The sequence below is a fragment of the Rhizobium sp. SRDI943 genome (genome assembly GCF_057653695.1).
Genome location: NZ_JBYGKN010000003.1, coordinates 194,908 through 216,728, shown reverse-complemented (window position 1 = coordinate 216,728; position 21,821 = coordinate 194,908). Strand labels below are relative to the sequence as shown.

The 21,821-nt window shown below is 61.8% G+C and carries 9 protein-coding genes; 1 reads left to right on the top strand and 8 read right to left on the bottom strand.

Features of this window, described 5'->3' with window-relative positions:
- Positions 1–3 precede the first annotated feature (3 nt).
- On the bottom strand, positions 4–741 hold the full coding sequence (locus tag AC245Y_RS32230; protein ID WP_026157354.1) for a hypothetical protein: 738 nt from the start codon (positions 739–741) through the stop codon (positions 4–6).
- 225 nt (positions 742–966) lie between these two features.
- On the opposite strand from AC245Y_RS32230, the gene AC245Y_RS32225 reads away from it, so the two are divergent.
- A protein-coding gene (locus tag AC245Y_RS32225) for an IS3-like element ISRle4 family transposase (RefSeq protein WP_085989693.1) occupies positions 967–2,156 on the top strand; the annotation gives its coding sequence in 2 pieces (ribosomal slippage) (positions 967–1,216 and positions 1,216–2,156; 1,191 coding nt in all).
- A gap of 311 nt (positions 2,157–2,467) precedes the next feature.
- Here the strand turns inward: AC245Y_RS32225 and AC245Y_RS32220 are convergent.
- From AC245Y_RS32220 to AC245Y_RS32190, 7 genes are all read right to left on the bottom strand, one after another.
- Entirely contained in the window at positions 2,468–3,910 is a 1,443-nt protein-coding gene (locus tag AC245Y_RS32220; RefSeq protein ID WP_017997151.1) for an HlyD family type I secretion periplasmic adaptor subunit, read from the bottom strand.
- The gene (locus tag AC245Y_RS32215; RefSeq protein WP_017997150.1) at positions 3,907–6,051 is read right to left on the bottom strand and encodes a peptidase domain-containing ABC transporter; all 2,145 of its coding nucleotides are present in this window, start codon (positions 6,049–6,051) and stop codon (positions 3,907–3,909) included. Before AC245Y_RS32215 ends, AC245Y_RS32220 begins: the two co-directional genes overlap by 4 nt.
- 97 nt (positions 6,052–6,148) lie before the next feature.
- Positions 6,149–6,457, bottom strand: coding sequence for a hypothetical protein (locus AC245Y_RS32210; RefSeq protein WP_012760108.1), 309 nt, complete (start codon positions 6,455–6,457; stop codon positions 6,149–6,151).
- 67 nt (positions 6,458–6,524) lie between these two features.
- Positions 6,525–7,745 (bottom strand): GTP-binding protein, encoded by a 1,221-nt coding sequence (locus AC245Y_RS32205; RefSeq protein ID WP_017997149.1) that lies wholly within the window; start codon positions 7,743–7,745, stop codon positions 6,525–6,527.
- 22 nt (positions 7,746–7,767) lie between these two features.
- Positions 7,768–13,110, bottom strand: coding sequence for a DUF4082 domain-containing protein (locus tag AC245Y_RS32200; RefSeq protein WP_017997148.1), 5,343 nt, complete (start codon positions 13,108–13,110; stop codon positions 7,768–7,770).
- A gap of 237 nt (positions 13,111–13,347) precedes the next feature.
- Positions 13,348–14,571, bottom strand: coding sequence for a GTP-binding protein (locus AC245Y_RS32195; RefSeq protein ID WP_017997147.1), 1,224 nt, complete (start codon positions 14,569–14,571; stop codon positions 13,348–13,350).
- Between the two features lie 50 nt (positions 14,572–14,621).
- Positions 14,622–21,668 (bottom strand): DUF4082 domain-containing protein, encoded by a 7,047-nt coding sequence (locus tag AC245Y_RS32190; protein ID WP_487762877.1) that lies wholly within the window; start codon positions 21,666–21,668, stop codon positions 14,622–14,624.
- Positions 21,669–21,821: the final 153 nt, after the last annotated feature.

Sequence of the window (21,821 nt, the reverse complement as noted above, 5' to 3'; positions counted from 1 at the left end):
TCGTCAGTGCACGCCGATGTCGCTTTGCGTATCCGATTCCAACTGCAGGCAGGCTGCCCAAAGTGGCGTCTTGTGGAAGGATCCGTCCTGGAGAAGAGTGAGCCCCTCTCGTGCCTCATAGAGCAAGCCGAGCCAGCATAAGCGTCGAAAGACGCCGTACTGGAGATCGGATTTCAACTCCCAGGCTTCCAGGGTTATTTCGGTGTCCGACAGAGGCGCCAGGTCTGGATAGAGGATCTTCACAACCTCCATTGGTGTGCAACCTTCTCTGGCCTTGATATTGAGAAGATTGAGGAACATGCGCCACCAGCGTAACCGCGCTCGGACCTCCTCTTCCCGCTCGGTGGCGTGGACATACGAATAGAGATAATCCGTGGCGACCAGATCAAAGAAGGCTTGCGGGTCCACCAAAAACTCCCGGCCGCGTTTGGTTGGCAGCAGCACGTCCTTTTTTCGGCGAAGAAGTTTCAGATGACGGGCCATGTCGCGCACGACCCAAAGCGGCGGCATGTCGCTTTCATTGAGCACCTTGTTCATGCTGTAGAGGTCTTCGGCTGTGAAGCTTGGCCAGAGGAAGTGCACAGCGGCCCAATGCACGAACTTGCGGTTCATGGCGCCGGTCGCAGTCAATCCTATGCCACCCTCACCGTCAGCATAGGCAACCGAAAGAAGCATGCCGCGAAGAAGTGGTGACAGCGCGGCGACATCGACGTGCCCCTGCAGGTTGATTTCCGGAAGCATCGTGCGGCTTTGATCCCCATCCTGCGCCATGCAAGTGCCAGCGAGTATCGAGCGACAAAAGAACAATTGCCAGTGAGAAAGCTAAAGCCGAAGGAAGTGTCATCACCCGCCCCCGCTCCGCCCTTTCAACCCGGCCCAGCCGGCCGGATCGGGGGCTGACTGACCTTGCCCCGTTGAAATAATCCATTTTGAAGTAAGCTCTGGCCCATTTGAGAGGACCAGAGGATGAAGCGCAATCGTTTCACAGACGAACAGATCATCGGCATATTGAAGGAGCACGAGGCAGGCACGCCGGTCTCGGAGCTTTGCCGCAAGCATGGCGTCAGCGATGCCAGCATCTATAAATGGAAGGCCAAGTTCGGCGGCATGGAGGTGTCCGAGGCCAAGCGGCTGAAGACGCTTGAGGACGAGAACACGAAGCTGAAGCGGCTTCTGGCGGATGCGATGCTCGACAATGCTGCCTTGAAAGACCTTCTGGGAAAGAAGTGGTGACGCCCGCGGCCAAGCGGAAAGCTGTCGCGCATCTGATGAGCCATCATGAGATGAGCGAACGGCGGGCGTGTAAAGCCATTGGTTTTTGCCGAATGACGGTCCGTTACGAGACCAGGCGCGACGATGATCATGAGCTTCGCGAGCGAATGAAGGCGTTGGCGCATGAACGTCGCCGCTTCGGATATCGACGCATTCATGTGCTGCTCCGGCGCGAGGGACACCTTGTGAACCACAAGAGGCTCTTCCGGCTCTATCGGGAGGAGAAACTGACGGTGCGCAAGCGCGGCGGTCGCAAGCGAGCGATAGGCACGCGAGCGCCGATGCTGGTGCCGATGGTGGCCAATGATCGTTGGTCGCTAGACTTCGTGTCGGATCAGTTCACCGATGGGCGCAGGTTGCGGATTCTGACCGTCGTCGATGATTGCACGAGGGAGTGCCTGGCGCTCGTCTCCGATACATCGCTTTCCGGTCTTCGCGTCGCACGGGAGCTTGACCGGATTATCGAGGAGCGCGGCAAGCCGAGGATGATCGTCAGCGACAACGGCAGCGAGTTCACCAGCAACGCGATCCTGCAATGGGCGGACCGGACCAAAGTTGACTGGCATTACATTGCGCCTGGCAAGCCTATCCAGAACGCTTTTATCGAAAGCTTCAACGGGCGGCTGCGAGACGAGTTCTTGAATGAAACTCTGTTCTCGTCGCTTGCTCACGCCCGGTCCGCGCTTTCAAACTGGCGTAGCGATTACAACGATCAACGCCCGCATTCAGGCCTTGGCTGGCTGACACCGGCCGAATTCGCTCAGACACTCAACCCGCGACGTGATGCGGTGCTGCGCAGCCGAAATGGCTCCGCACCGCAACCCGCCGCTACCGAACCAACAACAGCAACCAAAAACCGCTGGAGCGAACTCAAAACTGGATAAAACTTGGGGGCAAGGTCATGACCGACGGTGCTAGTGTCGCGTTTCTAACTGGCTGGCGAAGTCGCAGCGCTATTCAGCTTTGACAATTTGTGTAGCCGCAAAGTTAAAGTGTCCTGTTTCCGCAAAGTTGGAATGTCACTCTCCCTTTGTTTGATGACCTGGGAGATTGCGGATGGGACTGATTGCGATGAGCAAGCGTGATCTGCAGCGGATCGAGGTTTTGTCGAAGGTGGTCACGGACACATGACGATGGTAGCGGCAGTGCATGTGCTCACTCGGGATCTCGCCGGGGCGAACTGATCCGTCACATCCTACGGTTCGCGTATTGCGTTATCGAGGCCACGCAGCAGCGGATACAGGAAATAGGAGATCACCGTACGGTTGCCGACCTTGATTTCCGTGGACACGGTCATGCCGGGAAGCAGCCGCACCGGCATGCCTGCGGCATTCAGCCGGGTATCGGCAAGCAGGATCCGCGCCTTGAAGAAGGGGGCGGCCGGCTGGCTCGGGGTCTCTGTCTGCTCCTGTTGGCCGGTGAGGAAGGTGTCCTGGCTGATGGTTCTCACCTCGCCCGTGGCGGTGCCATATTTCTGGAAGGGATAGGCGTCGAGCTTGATGCGGGCTTCCTTGCCGACGGCTACGCGGCCGATGTCGCGCGTGTTGATCGAGACTTCGGCTTCGAGCGGCACGTTGATCGGCACCAGCGTCACGACCGGTTCCGCTTCGCGCACCACTGAACCGACCGAGCGGTGGGCGAGATCGAGCACGACGGCATCGGCGGGTGCGGTCAGCGCCACCATGTTGCGGCGCAGTTCCATCTTTTTCAGTTCCTCGTCAGCCATGTCACGCTGGCCGCGCAGTTCCACCAGTTGCTCCATTGCGGCGCGGCGGAAATCCTCGATGAAGGCCTGGCGGTCGGCTCGGAGCTTGGCATAGGCGTGGGCGGCCTCGTCTGCCCGGCCGCGGACGGCGGTCAGGTCGGACTCGACGTCAAGGCGGGCGTCACGCGAGCCGAGCAGCGTGATCAGCGAGCCGCTCTGCTTGTTATAGAGCCGCTCCCGGGCTGCCTCGATCTGAGAGAGCCCATCGCGCCTGTCGTTGAGCACGGCCTCCTGGTTCCTGCTCGCCGCAAGAGCGGCCGACTGGCCGGCGATTTGCTGCTCGAAATTCTGCAGCTGCGCCATGTAGAAGGCCTGTCGCTGGCCGAAGAGCTGCGCCTGCAGCACCTGGTCGGGCGTATCTCCCGCCATCTTCGTGTAGTCGTCGCCGGCAAGCTCGGCCTCGATGCGCCTCACCTGCGCGTCGAGCGCGGAGAACTTCGCCTGCTGCTGGTCGACATCGGCCTGGCTGAAAGTGGCGTCGAGGGTCGCGAGCGTCTGCCCGGCATGCACCACTTCGCCGACCTTCACCTCGATCGTGCGGATGATCGAGGTTTCGAGCGGCTGGACGACGATCGTTGGCTGGGTGGTGACGAGCTTGCCGGGCGCAATCACCACCTCATCGATCGACGAGACCGAGGCCCAGATGATCGCCGAAACAATCAGCGCCGTCACGCAGTACAGCGTCATCCTTGCAATGCGCGGCGGGGCGCGTTCCTCCAGCTCGACGGCGTCGGACTGGAATTCTGCAATTGCCGGCGGCAACGGCGGGCGGGCGGTGAGCTCCCTGCCCTTCCCCGAAGGGCCCTTGTCTGAAGGGCCTTTGCCTGAAGGGACCGGCAGGTTTTCGCTGGGTTTTCTAATGTGGGCGTTCATGCGACCTGCCTCATCTGCTGGGACCACAGGTGACGATAGGTCATGCAGCGCGATACGAGCTGATCATGCCGGCCGATATCGGCGACCTTGCCACGCTCGATGACGAGAATGGCATCGGCATCGACGAGCGTCGAAAGCCGGTGCGAGACGATGATGACGGTGCGGCCGGCGGCGATGCGGCTCAGATTATCGCGGATGATCGCCTCACTGTCGGGGTCGAGAGCGCTCGTCGCCTCGTCGAAGATCAACAGCTTCGGATCGGTGATAAGCGCGCGGGCAATGGCAAGCCGCTGCTTCTGGCCGCCTGACAGGTTGGAGGCGTTTTCCTCCAGCATCGTGTCAAAGCCGCGCGGCAGGCGCTCGATGAACTCCTCGGCGCCGGCGATGCGGGCGACTTCCATGATCTCTTCGATGCTGGCATCGGGCTTGGCGGCGGCAATATTCTCGCGCACCGAGCCGCGAAACAGGAAACTATCCTGCAACACGACGCCGATGCTCGTTCTCAGATGCACGAGATCGATCTCGCGGCTGTCATAGCCATCCATGCGCACGAGCCCTTCCTGGCTCTGATAGAGCCCCTGGATGAGCCTTGTGATCGTCGTCTTGCCCGAGCCGCTCTTGCCGACCACGCCGAAGAGGCAGCCCGCGGGAATGGCGAAAGAGACATTGTCCAGCGCCGGCGCGCTATCCGGGCCGTAACGGAAGCTGACCCTGTCGAATTCGATGCGGCCCTGCAGATGCGGCCGAACACCTCGCCCACGGCCCGCCTGCTCCGGCCGCTGGTTCATGATCTCGCCGAGCATGCGCACGGAGAGCGCGACTTCCTGATATTCGTGCACCATTGTGACGATCTGCACCAGTGGTCCCGAGACCCGGCCGGCGAGCATGTTGAAGGCGACCAGCGCGCCGATCGTCATCGCGCCGCTGAAGACATCGAGCGCGCCGAGGCCGATGATTGCGACGCTCATCAGCTTCTCCAACAGCCCGGTCATCGCCTGGGCGATGGTCGAGATCTTGTCGACCCGGAAACGCACGGAGATCGACTGGGCCGAATAATCGTCCCACACCTTGCGCTGGCGCGGCTCCAGCGCCAGCGATTTGACGGTGCGCATGCCGTGCACGGTTTCCACCAGCAATGCCTGCCGGTCGCCTTCGGCCTGGTAAAGCGCCTGCAACCGGCGCTGGAACGGCCCGACGAGCATCATCACCACGAGCCCGACGAGGGCGGCGAAACCGAGCACGACAAGCGTCAGCTTGACGCTGTAGAGAAGCAAGATCGGCACGAAGACCAGCAGCGAAACGCCGTCCAGGAGCGTAAGAAACAGCCGGCCGGTCAGGAATTCGCGGATGCGCCCGGTCTGCTGCATATGCTTGACGAGAACGCCGGCCGAGGCATGCTCGAATAGCGCGATCGGCAGATTGAGCAGATGGCCGAAGGTGCGGGTCGCGACGCGGATGTCGATCCTGTTCGTCGCATAAAGCAGCAGATAACGGCGCAGGAAGGTGAAGGTCGCGTCGAAGACGAGCGCGATCGCGATGCCTACCGTCAGAACCGTAAGCGTCGCATAGCTCTGATGCACCAGCACCTTGTCGATGACGAGCTGAAAGAAGATCGGCGTCGTCAGCCCCAGCCCGTAAAGCACGAAGGCGGCGAGCGCGACGTCGCGGAAGAAGCTGCGCTGCTTGATGATCTCGGGGACGAACCAGCGGAAGCCGAAAGGCCGATCCTCATCGGACATGCGATAGTTGCGCTTCAGCAGGATCACCGATCCGAGCCAGGCCTTGGCGAACTGCTCTTCGCTGAGCATCATCACCTCGGCGCGTGATGCCAGCGGGTCGAGAACGCGGATTCTCTCATCCTCCCCGCTCCCGACAGCGCCGGCGATGACCACCCAATTGCCGTTCGTCAGCTCAGCGAGCACCGGGAAGGCCTCGCCGAGTTGGAACAGGGATCGCCAGTCGAGCGTCAGATGCCTTGCTCTGAGGCCGGCATCCTTGGCCATTCGCAGCAACTGCCGCATGGCAACGGGATCGTTGCCGACGGCATAATCGTGCTGCAGTCGTTCAGGAGCAAGATCGACGCCGTGATGACGCGCTACGAGCGCAAGACAGTGCAGGTTGGTATGCAGAAAACTACTCATGGCCCACCCGAAACAATACGAGACCGAGGCTTCGATTTGAAAAGTTAGAGCGTCTTTGTGCGTCCGAATGGACGCACGGCGCTCTAGACCTGTTTTATCAGTTGAAGTTCGGCGAGGCGTTCGAAGCGCCAGCCTGCACCGTCTGAATATCGGCAGCCGCCGCAGCTGGCATATCGCCGATGCGACGGACCGCACCCGACTCGACCAACCCGCCAAGCGCCTTCTGCATGAGATCGACGGCATTGGCGAAGGCATCGACCGGCATGATGATTCGCTGGCGGAAGACCGGCTTCGGATTGTTGTTGGCGTCACGATCGGTGGCCGAGAGCGACATCAGGTCGATGCGCACGATCGTTCCGGTGATGGTGATTTCGCCGATGCCATCTGCATAAAGTTCGTTGCTCATTGTTCTCTCCTCTAGTTGATAATCAAAACGTCTTCACCTTAGGGCGCCTTACGTCCATTAGGACGCTCTAACTATTTGAATGTGCGTGCTGCCACGCCGGAAACGGGTCCCGAAGCCCGGCGGCGGTCTGCGGATCGAAGCCTGTCTCCTCACCGGTCAGGCAGTCGTCGAGCGCGGTGCGGATTGCGTCTTCGTCGAAGCCGGCGCCGATGAAAACGAGTTCCTGGCGGCGGTCGCCCCAGACCTCGTTCCAATGCCGGTCGATGAGTTGGTGGAACTGCGGATAACGCGGCCATTGCGCCTTCGGCACGGACGCCCACCAGAAACCCTTGGTGTCGATGCGGCATTGCGTACCGGCAATCGACAGCAGGCCGATCTCGTCGGGCCTTGTCGCCAGCCAGAAATGCCCCTTCGCCCGGATGAGGCCCGGCCATTTCCTGTCGAGGAAATCGCTCAGCCTCGAGGGATCGAATGGCCGGCGGCTGCGATAGACGAAGCTCGAGATGCCGTATTCCTCGGTCTCAGGCACATGCTCGCCCCAACCGAAGAGCTCCTTGTGCCAGAGGGGATGGCGGGCGGCTCTCGCTTCGCTGAAGAGGCCGGTATTCAGGATGGCGTCGAGCTTCAGCCGGCCGAAGCCAGTCTCGATGACGCGGGCATCGGGGTTGAGTGCGGCAACGATGCGGTGAACCTCGGCAAGCGCTGCAGGCGGCACATCCTGCGCCTTGTTGATGATCACGACATCGGCAAATTCGATCTGCTCGACGAGCAGTTCCACCAGCTTGCGCTCGTCGTCTCCGTCCCGGCTCTCGCCGCGATCCCTTAGGAACTCCGCGCTCGCATAATCGGCCAGAAGATTGATCGCATCGACGACGGAAACCATCGTGTCGAGCCGCGCGACGTCGCAGAGGGCTGCCCCGCTCTCGTCGCGGAAGGAGAAGGTGGCTGCGACCGGCAGCGGCTCGGCAATGCCGGTGCCCTCGATCAGCAGATAGTCGAAGCGGCCGGCGCTAGCGAGCCGGCGGACCTCGCTCAGAAGATCGTCGCGCAAAGTGCAGCAGATGCAGCCATTGGTGAGCTCCACCAGCGTCTCGTCCATCCGCGACAGGTTGGCTCCGCCGTCACGGACGAGATCGGCATCGATATTGACCTCGCTCATGTCGTTGACGATCACGGCGACTCGACGTCCCTCGCGATTGTGCAGAACATGATTGAGCACCGTCGTCTTGCCGGCGCCGAGAAACCCGGCAAGGACCGTGACCGGAAGTCTGTTGTCTGCACTCGTCATCGGTACTCCCCGCTCGCTTTTTCTACGCCGCGAGCTGCGGTCTGAATGCTACGTCCACATAGTAGTTTGTGCTGTTATAGCTGGCGCTCGGGAACAACCCGCTCGACCCATAGGCATAGACGCCGTTACTGCCGCTGAGCGCCTTCAAGTCGCCGTTCGTCACATCGGTGCTGAAGTAATTGCCGGTCGCCGAATAATTGCCGTTGGTGCTGTAGGAAACGACATAGGTCGTATCCGCGGCGACCTCGACCTGCTGGGTGAGTGTCGCGGTCTGCCAGCCGCTTGCCGTTTCGTTGCTGAAGGCGACGCTACCGAGCAGCGTGCCCGAGGCAGTCCAGAGATAGCCGTTATGCGGGCCCGTATTGTCGGCACCCTTGTAGAAGCGGATGCCGGTGATCCAGCCTGCCGTATCGGCCTGGAATTTCACGCCGAGATTGACCTGCTGATTGTCGTTGGTGGAGACGATTGCAGGCGTTGCATTGGCGGCAAAGACGTTCTGCTCCGGGCCTGCAGCCGGGTTGTTGATGATGAGCCCAACCTGGGCCGTGGCCGTACCGCCCTTGCCGTCTGATATCGCGTAGCTGAAGCTCGCCGGTCCCGAATAGGCTGCGGTCGGCGTGAAGGTCACCGTCTGGGCCTGGGCATTGTATGCGACCGAGCCGTTGACGCCGCCGCTGACACCAGTGATCGTGAGCGGATCGCCATCGGCATCGCTGTCGTTTGAAAGCAGCGCCGACGCCTGGATGGTGATCGGCGTGCCCGTATTGGTCGAGTAGCCGCTGTCATTGGCTGCGACCGGAACTGCATTCTGCGCGCCCTGCTGATAGAGCACGTCCACCCAGTAATTGCTGGCATTGTAGGAGGCGGTCGGGAACAGGCTGCCCGTGCCATAGGCATAGACGCCGTTGCCGCCGCTGACCGAACTTGCCGGCGCCGTCAGCGCGCCGCTCGTATAGTCCGTCGTGAAGTAGTTCGCGGTTGCCGAATAGAAGCCGTTCGAATGGTAGCTCGCCACATAGGTGACGCCGGCCGTGACATTGATCGGCTGCGTGAAGGAGACCGTCTGCCAGCCGCTTGCCGTCTCGTTGATGAAGGTTGCCTGGCCAAGGAGCTGGCCGCTCGTGGTCCAGAGCGAGCCGACATGCGTGCCGGTATCCTGAGCGCTCTTGTAATAGGTGAGCCCCGTGATCTGGCCGTTGGCGGAAGCGATGAACTTGACGCCAAGTTCGACCGAGTTGGCGTCATTGGCGGCGGCTGCACCCGACGTGTCGGCGCTTGTAAACAAGCTCGAGGTCGTGCCGCCGCCGGGCTGCGAATTGACAGTGAGGCTGACGGTGGCCGAGGCCGTGCCGCCATGGCCGTCCGAGATCGAATAGGAGAAGCTTGCGACGCCCGTATAGCCCGAATTCGGCGTGAAGATCACCGTGTTGGTCTGGCTGTTGAAGGTCACCGTTCCGTTGACCGCGCCATTGGCGCCAGTAATGTTCAGCGGGTCGCCATCGCTGTCGCTGTCGTTGGCAAGCAGCTTGGCCGCGGTAATCGACAGGGCCGTGTTGGCATAGGTCGTGTAGCCGTTGTCGTTGGCGGCAACCGGCACCGTGTTGCCCGTCGACTGGTTGAAGACGACATCGACCCAGTAATTCGACGACTGGTAGCTCTGGGTCGGGAAGGTCGAGCCCGATCCGACGGCATAGACGCCGTTCGTGCCGGCCAGCGCCGTCAGCGAGCCGTTGGTATGCGCCGTGTTGAAATAGCCTGCCGTTGCCACATAGCTGCCGGTCGTGTGGTAGGAGGCGACATAGGTCGCACCCGCCGTGATCTGCAGCGGCGTGGAGAAGGTTGCTGTCTGCCAGCCGGAAAGCGAGTCGTTGGTGAAGGTGACCGTGGCGACGAGCGTGCCGTCGGCCCTCCAGATAGAGCCAGTGTGCACACTGGTGTCGCCGGCGGCCTTGTAATAGCGGATGCCCGAGATCGTGCCGTTTGTGGAGGCGACGAACTTCATGCCGAGTTCCATCGCCGTATTGTCGTTGAAGCTGCCGCCGGTCGGTCCCTCACTCCCCGTAAACAGCGTCTCGCCGGCCGGACTTGGCTGAACGGTGAGGCTGACATTGCCCTGGTCCGTGCCGCCGCGACCGTCCGACAGCGTATAGGTGAAGCTTGCCGGGCCCGAATAATTATTCGCCGGCGTGAAGGTGATGGCTCCGGTCTGCGTATTGAGAGCAACCGTGCCGTGGAGCGCATTGCCGACGGCGGTGATGGTCAGCGCATCGCCATTGGCGTCGACATCATTTGCCACGAGTGCGGCAATCGAGATAACAAGCGTTCCGTTATGGCCGATGATCAGCCCGCTGTCGTCGGTGGCGACCGGCTGGCTGTTCGGGCCGGCATCGAACACCACGTCCACCCAATAGTTCGAGCCACCGGGGTTCTGACCGGGGAACGTGCTGGTGCCGCTATAGGCAAAGACGCCGCCGCCATCGACGGCCTGCAACGCGCCGCTGGCATAGGGCTCGTTGAAATAATTCTCGGTGACGGAGAAGAATCCGTTGCTGTGATAGGACGCCACATAGGTCGTGCCGGCGGCGATCTGAATCGGCGAGGAGAACATCACCGTCTGCCAGCCGGAGAGCGATTCACCCACGGACACGCCTGTTGCGAGCAGCGTTCCGTCGCCGGACCAGAGGCTGACGACGTGGTCGCCGGTATTGTAGAAGCCCTTGTAGAAGCGGATGCCCTGCACCGAGCCTGCCGTCGTTGCCTGGAAGCGCAGGCCGAGCTCGACCGGATCTCGATCGATTGCCGTTTCGACCGCAGGCTTTTCCGCCAGCGTCCACAGGCCCTGTGTGCCCGGCAGGGTGACCGTAACCTGCTTGCCGGCCGATGGTGCCTCCAGATTGACGCTGTCGTCGACGGCGCGCGACAAGATCGTATAGGTGCCGCTCGCCTGGACGACCCAGTTATAGCTCCAGCTCTCGCGGCCGGTGGCCTTGAACCAGTGCTGGCCGCCATCGGTGGAGATCTCGACACCGGCAATGATGCCGCCGCCGAAATCCTGCGCCGTGCCGGTGATGGTGACGCGCTGCCCCTCGACAAAGCTTGCGCCGATGATCGGCGAGCTGATCGACGAGGTCGGCTTCAACGCGTCGGTCGATTGAGTCGCGAGAATCAGGCTCGCATCGAGCGTGGTCGGCTGGATGCCCATGTCCGCGAACATGTTGACCATCGCCTGCTGCACGTTGGGATCAGTTGGCGTCTCCGCTCCCTGGTGGTTGGCGTTCAGGCCCCAGGACCAGAAGACGGTGCCGGCGCCGAAGACGAGCGCGCCGCTTTCGGCCCGGTACATGGTGAGGCTGTGGGTCGCCACCGCATCGCCGACCGTCGTGCCGTAGTCGCGCAGATAGGTGCTGACCGCGATGGAGGAGAGCGACAGATTGATGAGGCCATCCGGCCGGAAGCCGTTCTCGACGTCGGAATCCCACTCGTAACCGAGCAGGTTCTGCACCAGATTATAGGTCTCGCCTTCCTGCAGCTCGGCGACATCGGTGTTGCGCCAGAAGCGCAGGTTCGAATAGTCGTAAGGGATGGTGATCGTATCGGAACGGTAGCTGTCCACTTGGAACATCGTGCCGGTCAGCGAATTCTCCGGCTCCTGCCCCGGATCGGCATAGCGCGGATCACGCCAGGTGCCAGTGCCGGTACTGCTCGGGTCCGTGCTCGTGCCCCAGGTTTCTTTATAGCAGACCATCGTGCGGTAGGCCTGACCGCTGCCGTCGATACTGCTTTCCCAGCGCACCTTCCAGTAGCACTCGTTGCCGCTCCAGAAGGCGAGGTTTACACCCGCATCGCGGGCCGCCTCGACATTGGCGCGCTGCTCGGCCGACCAGTATTCGTCATGTCCGACTGAGAGATAGGCATCATGGTTCAGCAGCAGGCTGCCGCTGCGCGTCGCATCGACGCCGGAGATATAGGAAACATCGTAGCCGTTCTGCTCCAGCCACTGGATAGCCGAAGACTCGACGCCGAAGATGAAATCATGCGAGCCGCCGATCGGGCTGGTATTGGTGATGATTGGGCGGTTGTAGCTGACGGCCGAGGCGCGGCCGATCGCGGTCAGCCCGCAGCTGCAGTTCGGCGGCAGGTAGCCGATCATGTCGGCCGGATCGACGGGGACTTCGCCGTAATAGAGGCTGGCGCCGCCCCAGGCATTATAGGCCTGCCAGGTGGTATCGGATGTCTGGAAGACGATATCGCTGGTCGAGGCATCGTCGCGCACGACGAAGGGGATGATGCTTGCATCCTCGGTGCCATCCTCGCGCACGAGCTTGGCGAAATAGACGCCCGAAACGGCGTCGTCGGGAATCTCCCAGCTCGCCGATACCGACCAGTTGCCGCAATCGATGAGGCCGAGCGACATGTCGACGATCGGGTGCGGCTGGATCTGCGCCGATGTCAGCGATTGCTCTATCGAGTCGACCTTGCGCGCGCCGGCTCCGCCGTAATAGCCAATGCGGTAAATATCGATGCGGTAGTGGGTGGAATCGGTGGCGATCTTGAAATCCACCGTCTGGCCGATATTCGTGCTGATTTCGGTGGCAAAACCCTGAATGGTGCCACCGCCATCGCCCTCCAGACCCCACTCGCTGATCGGGTTGCCCTGTTTCAGGTTTTCGAGCGCGATTTTGTTGGGCGTCGCCGCAGCCGAAACCGCCGCCATCGGTGCCACCGGTGCCGCCAGTGCCCCCAATGCTGTCGGTGGCGCGGTCGTCTCAGCAGAAACGTCCTGGCTCGGCTCCAGAGAGACAGATGCTATCGAGGCCTGAAGGCGCAACGAAGTCGTGCCGAGACTGCTGGAAGAGCTGACCGGCGCCGCCGTCTTGGCGCTTCCGGTGTCGGCATCGCTGGTAACACCCGTCAGCGCGGGAGCGGCGGGCAGTGTGGCCGCCTCCTCGGAGGGATCCGGGGCAAGCACGGTGCGTTGCGATGTCGAGGAAGGCGTCTGGAACACCGTCGCAGCGGACGCTGTCTTCGTGACACTGTCTTGCGCGCCGCTATCTCCCGCAGCCGCCGGCATCGCCGTCGACGATGCGGAGGACGATTGTAGGTCGCCTGATGAAATCAGGGAAGATGTGACAGTGCCGGAGAAAGAGGATTGGACGGTTGCGCTGTCCTGATTGGCAAAGCCGTAGGAACCCTGAGTGCTTGAAGACACCACGGTCGCAGTTCCAACCAATGCGGTCCAGACAGAGGGTGGGTGACAGACGCTCGGCGTGCCGCCGGCAGTACTTAGATATTCGCGATTCCTCACATGAAATCTCAGCAAGAGCGGCGTCCCCGTTTCCCGTCGACCAGCATTGGACGAAATCATCCTGCCAGCTTTCGAAGGGGAACGTACGACAGCAATCTGGGGTATTTGGGTGATACTCCGTACTCCGATATGATGACCCACACCGCATACCCGACCCGACAAGCCCGCAAAGCAGCCTCCGGCTACTGCTCAGCGGCCGACTCTGGGTGAAGAGAAATTCTAGTTCGGTATTGTCTCGCCGGTCCGGCCGGTCGAGCCGGTACTTTTGCGTCGACCCCGGTACTCCCGCGTCCCGTGCTACCAGGCCGGAAACGGATCTTCGAGAGCCGACCAGTCCCGCGGGTCCGAGCTGGCCAGGCAGTCGTCCAACGCGGTGCGGACGCCTGTCTCGTCCATATCAACACCGATGAACACGAGCTCCTGCCGACGGTCGCCCCAAGCGCTGTCCCATCGGCTCTCGAGATGCTGGCGAAACTGTTGATGGCTGGGCCAGTCTTGTCGGGGAACGGCCGCCCACCAGAGCCCCATAGGCTCACAGCGCCGTTGCACCCCGGCAACCGACATCAGACCCACGTGACGCGGGCGCGTGGCAAGCCAGAAATGGCCTTTGGCGCGGATTACCCCCGGCCAGGGCTCGTCCAGGAATGCTCGAAACCGCTTGGGGTCGAAGGGACGTCTCGTGCGATAGACAAAGCTCGATACCCCATATTCCTCCGTCTCCGGAACATGATCGCCCGGATTGTACAGTTCCTTGTGCCACAACGGGTGAGCGGCGGCTTTTGCTTCATCGAAGAGGCCTGTACTGAGGACGGTTGCAAGAGAAACCTTGCCGAAGTCCGTCTCCACCTGGCGGGCATCCGGGTTGAGTGCAGCCACCGTCTTGCGGACTTCCGCGCGGATCTCCTCGGTCGCATCGGAGATCTTGTTGATCACGACAATATCGGCAAACTCGATCTGGTCCACCAACAGGTCGATAAGCGTCCGCCGATCCTCGCTGTCGCGCTGCAGGCCGCGATCGCGAAGCAGATCAGCGCTGGTGTAGTCGGCCAAGAGGCTTGTGGCGTCGACGACGGTCACCATCGTGTCGAGTTTCGCAAAATCGGAGAGCGAAACACCGTTTTCGTCGCGGAATGAAAAGGTTGCCGCGATAGGGCATGGCTCCGCAATGCCGGTCCCCTCTATCAACAGATAGTCGTATCGCCCCTCTTCGGCCAGTCGCCGCACTTCCGTCAGGAGATCGTTGCGCAGGGTGCAGCATATGCAGCCATTGCTGAGCTCGATCAACGTCTCCGTCGTATGCGACAGGTTACAGCCGCCGTCTCGAATAAGACTAGCGTCTATATTCACTTCGCTCATATCGTTGACGATGACCGCGACCCGCAGGCCCTCGCGATTGGTCAACACGTGGCTGAGAAGCGTCGTCTTGCCGGCGCCGAGAAAACCCGAGAGCACCGTCACCGGCAGCCGGTCGACGCTGTTTATCAGCATCCCTTGAATGAGGGCATTCGGAGCGACTGTCATTTGCGTTTTATGAGCCTCATTCGAAACCCTCTTTAACCTCGTTCGACGCGTCAAGCTGCAAGCTGCGGCCGGAAGACCACATCGGCATAATAGTTTGCCGAGTCAAAGGTGCTGGTCGGGAAGAGACCTGTGGTGGCAGATCCGCCGTAGGCATAGACGCCATTGCCGCCAGCCGCAGCGCTGGATAGCGCCGACAGCGGACCGTTGCTGACGCCGTTGGCGAAGAAGCCATCGGTAGCCACGTATGCACCGGTGGTGTGGTAGGAGGCGATATAGGTGGTGTTGGCGGCGATGGTGACGGGCGTTGTGAAGTTCACCGTCTGCCAGCCGCTCGCCGTGGTGTTGGTGAAGGTGGCGGTGGCAAGCTTGGTGCCGGTCGTGGTCCACAGATCGACGACGTTCTGTCCGTTGTCGTTGGCGTTGCGGTAGAACTTGATGGCGGTGACATCACCGATAACGTTCGACTGGAACTTGACGCCGACCTCGAGCTGCTGACCGTCGTTGAGGTTGGTCTGGGCCGGTGTGCTGGAGGCGTTGAACAGGCTGTAGGTCGCAGGCGCCACTGTCGCAGTGATATTGAAGGTCTCGTTGGCGGCAAGGCCGCCGAGGTCGGTTGCCGTCACCCTGACGCCATAGGTGCCGGATGTCGTCGGTGTGCCGCTGAAGGTCCGCGTCGTGGCGTTGAAGGCGAGCCAGGCAGGCAGTGCCGTGCCGTCGGCAGCCGTTGCCGTGTAGGTCAGCGTTTCACCGCTGTCGACATCGGTGAAGGTCGTTGTCGGTAGGACAAAGGAGAAGGCTGTGCCGACGCTGGCGTTCTGGGCAGCCGTCTGAACAGCCAGCACCGGCGCGTCATTGGCGCCATGGATGGTGACGGTCAGGTTGGCCGTGGCGGTGGCGCCGGCAGTGTCGCGCATCGTGTAGCTGAAGACTTCGCTCAGCGTGTTGGTCGACTGCCGCAATGCCTGCACGGCGGCATTGGTCTCGTTGACGGCATAACTATAGACGCCCGATGCGCTGAGCACGAGACTGCCATAGGCGCCGTTCAGCGCCGAACCGAGCGTGCCTGATGTCGCGCCGAAGCCGACTGCGGTCACCGCCTTGGTGTCACCGGCATCCGCATCGGTGTCGTTGGTCAGCACGTTGCCGCTGGCAACAACGCCGCCCGAACCGTTGCCCACGCCACCCTTCTCGGTCGCATCCCCGGCATCGGCAACCGCCGTCGGCGTCGTGTTGCCTGATGTCGACACGGCGATGTTGAAGGTCTCAGTGGCGGTGAGGCCGCCAAGGTCGGTCGTCGTGACCCTGACGCCATAGGTACCTGATGTCGTCGCCGTTCCGGAGAAGGTCCTCGTCGAGGCATTGAAGCTCAGCCAGCCAGGCAGCGCCGTGCCGTCGGCGGACGTTGCCGCATAGGCCAGCGTCTCGCCGCTGTCGACATCGGTGAAGGTCGTCGTCGGCAGCGTGAACGAGAAGGCAGAGCCGACGGTGGCGTTCTGGCTAGCCGTCTGGACCGCCAGCACCGGCGCGTCGTTGGCGCCATGGATGGTGACGGTGAGGCTGGCCGTGGCGGTGGCGCCGGCCGTGTCACGCATCGTATAGCTGAAGACATCGCTCAGCGTGTTGGTCGACTGCCGCAATGCCTGCACGGCGGCATTGGTCTCGTTGACGGCATAGCTATAGACGCCCGATGCGCTGAGCACGAGACTGCCATAGGTGCCGTTCAGTGCCGAACCGAGCGTGCCGGTTGTGGCGCCGAAGCGGATCGCCGTCACCGTCTTGGTGTCACCGGCATCCGTATCGGTATCGTTGGTCAGCACATTGCCGCTGGCAACCACACCACCCGAACCGTTGCCCACGCCACCCTTCTCGGTCGCATCCCCCGCATCGGCAACTGCCGTCGGCGTCGTGTTCGGTGTTGTCGATGCCGGACGGAAGACCACATCGGCCCAATAATTGGCAGCGTTGAAGGTGGCATTCGGGAAAATGCCTACGGTGGCGGATCCGCCATAGCGGTAGACGCCGTTGCCGCCGGCGACAGCGCTCGACTGGGCCGTCAGCGGACCACTGGTGACGGCGGTCGTATAGAAATTGTTGGTAGCCACGTATGCACCGGTGGTGTGGTAGGAGGCGATATAGGTGGTGTTGGCGGCGATGGTGACGGGCGTTGTGAAGTTCACCGTCTGCCAGCCGCTCGCCGTGGTGTTGGTGAAGGTGGCGGTGGCAAGCTTGGTGCCGGTCGTGGTCCACAGATCGACGACGTTCTGTCCGTTGTCGTTGGCGTTGCGGTAGAACTTGATGGCGGTGACATCACCGATAACGTTCGACTGGAACTTGACGCCGACCTCGAGCTGCTGACCGTCGTTGAGGTTGGTCTGGGCCGGTGTGCTGGAGGCGTTGAACAGGCTGTAGGTCGCAGGCGCCACTGTCGCAGTGATATTGAAGGTCTCGTTGGCGGCAAGGCCGCCGAGGTCGGTTGCCGTCACCCTGACGCCATAGGTGCCGGATGTCGTCGGTGTGCCGCTGAAGGTCCGCGTCGTGGCGTTGAAGGCGAGCCAGGCAGGCAGTGCCGTGCCGTCGGCAGCCGTTGCCGTGTAGGTCAGCGTTTCACCGCTGTCGACATCGGTGAAGGTCGTTGTCGGTAGGACAAAGGAGAAGGCTGTGCCGACGCTGGCGTTCTGGGCAGCCGTCTGAACAGCCAGCACCGGCGCGTCATTGGCGCCATGGATGGTGACGGTCAGGTTGGCCGTGGCGGTGGCGCCGGCAGTGTCGCGCATCGTGTAGCTGAAGACTTCGCTCAGCGTGTTGGTCGACTGCCGCAATGCCTGCACGGCGGCATTGGTCTCGTTGACGGCATAACTATAGACGCCCGATGCGCTGAGCACGAGACTGCCATAGGCGCCGTTCAGCGCCGAACCGAGCGTGCCTGATGTCGCGCCGAAGCCGACTGCGGTCACCGCCTTGGTGTCACCGGCATCCGCATCGGTGTCGTTGGTCAGCACGTTGCCGCTGGCAACAACGCCGCCCGAACCGTTGCCCACGCCACCCTTCTCGGTCGCATCCCCGGCATCGGCAACCGCCGTCGGCGTCGTGTTGCCTGATGTCGACACGGCGATGTTGAAGGTCTCAGTGGCGGTGAGGCCGCCAAGGTCGGTCGTCGTGACCCTGACGCCATAGGTACCTGATGTCGTCGCCGTTCCGGAGAAGGTCCTCGTCGAGGCATTGAAGCTCAGCCAGCCAGGCAGCGCCGTGCCGTCGGCGGACGTTGCCGCATAGGCCAGCGTCTCGCCGCTGTCGACATCGGTGAAGGTCGTCGTCGGCAGCGTGAACGAGAAGGCAGAGCCGACGGTGGCGTTCTGGCTAGCCGTCTGGACCGCCAGCACCGGCGCGTCGTTGGCGCCATGGATGGTGACGGTGAGGCTGGCCGTGGCGGTGGCGCCGGCCGTGTCACGCATCGTATAGCTGAAGACATCGCTCAGCGTGTTGGTCGACTGCCGCAATGCCTGCACGGCGGCATTGGTCTCGTTGACGGCATAGCTATAGACGCCCGATGCGCTGAGCACGAGACTGCCATAGGTGCCGTTCAGTGCCGAACCGAGCGTGCCGGTTGTGGCGCCGAAGCGGATCGCCGTCACCGTCTTGGTGTCACCGGCATCCGTATCGGTATCGTTGGTCAGCACATTGCCGCTGGCAACCACACCACCCGAACCGTTGCCCACGCCACCCTTCTCGGTCGCATCCCCCGCATCGGCAACTGCCGTCGGCGTCGTGTTCGATCCCGACGTGCTAAACATCACATCGACCCAATAGTTCGTCGACTGGAATGTGCCTGTGGGGAAGAGGCTGGCGCTGCCATAGGTGTATACGCCGTTGCCGCTGGCCGGCGCCGTCAGAGGCCCACTCGTCACATTGGAGATGAAGTAGTCGGCGGTTGTCGAATAGTGACCGGTATTCGTGTGGTAAGACGCTGTATAGGTTTGTCCGGCCGTCAGCGCCACCGGACTGGTGAAATAGGCGATCTGCCAGCCGCTGGCGGTCTCGTTGGTGAAGGTGAGGGTCGCAAGCCGCGTACCGGTGCTCGACCATAAAGAACCGGTGTGCGTGCCCGTATCCTGGCTGCCCTTGTAGAAGCGAATCCCGGTGACGGTCCCTGCCACAGAGGTCTGGAATTTGACCCCGAGTTCAACGGCTGAGGTATCGTCGGTGTTGACGACCGCTGGCGTCGCCGAACCGAACAGAGACGTGTAACTCGGTCCGCTGACGGTGACCGTTCGCCCGGCGGAGGGTGTTTCAAGGTTGATGTTGTCGTCGACGGCGCGGGACCGGATCGTGTAGCTACCGGCGACCTGCGGCGACCAGCTATAGGTCCAGTTCTCATCGCCTGTCGCTGGATGCCAGCTCGCGCCGTTGTCGGTCGAAACCTCGACGCTGGCGACCACCCCGCCGCCCGTGTCGGCAGCAGTGCCCGTAATCGTCACGTTGGATCCGACGGCCACCGTCGCGGGCACCGTGATGACGGAGGTCGGTGCAACATGGTCCGTGGAACCGGTTGTAGCGACAAGCCCGGATTGCAGCGTCCCAGGCTGAATGCCCATATCGGCAAGCAGATTGACCATTGCCTGCTGTACGCGGGGATCGGTCGGAGTCGCCTGGTTGTCGTGATTGTCGCTCAGGCCCCATGTCCAGTACACGGTACCGGCGCCGAACACCAGTGCACCGCTCGGCGCACGATAGAGCGTCAAATTGTGGGTCGACGTCGCATTGCCGGTGGTATTTCCGTAGTCAAGCAAGTAGGTGCTGACCGGAAGCGTCGTCGACGACAGCTTGACAAGGCCGGCCGGATCGAAGCCGTTATCGACCGCTTCGTCCCATTCGTAACCAAGATAGTTTTTGGTGAGCGTTGCGGTCTGGCCAGGCTGAAGATTGGCAACACTCGTATTGCGCCAGAAGCGCAGGTTGGCGTCGTCATATCCGACCGTGATGGCGGCGAGATTGCTGCCGACATCATCGACCTTGAACAACTGTCCGGTCAGTGAGTTTTCCGGGTTTCCACCGCCGACGGCGGGTGGGCTGAGGCGCGGATCACGGAATGTGCCTGTCCATTCGTTCGAAGGGTCGATGCTCGCGCCGGGCGAAAATGTCTCCTTATAGGTGATCAGAGTGCGATAGGGCGTGCCGTCGGCGCTATAGGCATTGCCCCAACGGGTGCGCCAATAGACCTCGTTACCGCTCCAGAACATCAGGTTGACGCCCGCATCGCGCGCTGCTTCGACATTGGTCCGCTGCTGACCAGACCAGTATTCGTCATGCCCAGCATCAACATAGGTCTTGTGATTGAGCAACAGGCTGCCATAGCGGTCGGCGTCGACACCCGACAGGTAGGAGACGTCATAGCCGTTCTGTTCCAGCCAGTAGATGCCCGCATATTCGGCGCCGAACAGATAATCCTGCGGACCGGCAAAAGTGCCAACCCCGCCGCGGGTCGCGATCGGTCTGTTGTAGCTGACCGCATAGGCGCGACCCGCACCCTGCCCCGTCGCCGGACCGTTGCCGCCATAGAGGTTTGCGCCACCCCAACCGTTGTAAGCTTGCCAGGTCTGGTCTGCCGTCTGAAAGACGATGTCGCTGTGGCTGTCGTCGTCGCGCACGATGAACGGGATGTGATTTTCGCCGGAGGTGCCATCCTGACGCACGAGCTTGGCGATATAGACGCCTGATACGGCGTCCTCGGGTGCGGTCCACGAGGCCGACACGGCCCAATTGCCGGCATCGACCGTGCCGGTCGTCGCATTGCGCAACGGATTAGGTTGATTCTGCAATCCGGTATGCTGAATGGTGTCGACCTTGCGCGCGCCCATGCCGCCATAATAGCCGAGCCGGTATATATCGATCCGATAGTTGGTGGAATTCGTATTGATCTTGAAGCTGATCGTCTTGCCATTGTCGACGCTGATGTCGGTCGCAAATCCCTCGATGTTGGAGCTACCGGCACCGTCGATGCCCCACTCGCTCTCTGGGTTACCCTGCTTCTGATTTTCCAGCACGATCAGGTTGCTTGCCGCAGCCGCGGCCGCCAGATTTTGCGTCGTCAACGACCGCTGCGTTGAAGGTGGCGTCGTCACCGAGCCGGAAAGAGTGCCGATACCCTTGGATGTGGCGGTGCCCGTTCCGATTTCTCCGCCGCCTGGCAACGATCCGTTCAAGATCGGCGAATCCGTCCATGTTGCGGTCCCGCGCCAGCCCGAGAGAGGGGAAAGGTTACGATCGAGAAGCGGGTCGCTGATCGAGGCGCCCATGGCCCGCTTGATCGTCGATACAAAGTCCGGCCCCTCGGTCAGCCTGGTTCCCGGTAATTGACCGTCCTGTTGGAGCACGGCGCCGCCATGGGCCCAATCGAGAATCCGCGTAGGAGAGGTAAAATAACCGCATCCGCACACACCAAAGGGCATGCCAAAAGCCAGCGAGTTAACTCCATCATGCTGCGCGGTCGCCTGCGCTGACGGGCTCGATTCGAGGATGACGACGTTGCCCGAGTGCGCACGCTCGCCCGTCACCGCGACAGAACCCTGTCCCGAAACTATCGGTGAAGAGCTTTGCGACAGATACGGAGCCAAAGGATCGTCGCCTATGAGGCTCATTCCAGCGTAGGTGCGATAAAGGGACGATTGAGCCCCGAATGCGACACCGTGCGCGTCCCGCTCGAAACTTGCAAAACCAGGCGTGTGGGCGAACAACCGAGACGCGGCAGTGTCCCCGCTTCGAACCCCTGTCTCGCGATTTGCTGTGAAAGCGTCAGGCAGGGCAGGCAAGGGCAGCGCTAGGTGGTTGATATCCACCCCACCTTCCGCGTCGCCAATCACGCCCCCACTCGGACCAACATCGTGCTCGTTGAGCGCCGCGTTGTTGTAGGGATTGTCGACAAGCGTACCATCATGCTTGTTTCCATCGGCCGTCTGCACGGATGTCGCAAGTTGAGCACTATCCTCGCGCTTATCGGCAGGCTTGCCAGGCCTTCCCTTTCCGCCGACGGTCAGCCATCGGGGAACCAACGAATCCAGCAGGAGTGAGCGTGATGTCCACCGGCGAGCGTTGCGATACATGGCGGGGCCCTCTCTCGCGAGATTATCGGGATCGATTCTACGGGGATCGTTTGCTACGAAGCCCTGAATGATAGCCCAAAAATAAGCGAGTAGGTCCTACGCCTTTCGCTCTACAGGCGGTATCCTTTGGGCAACGACATTGTTGGCATCGGC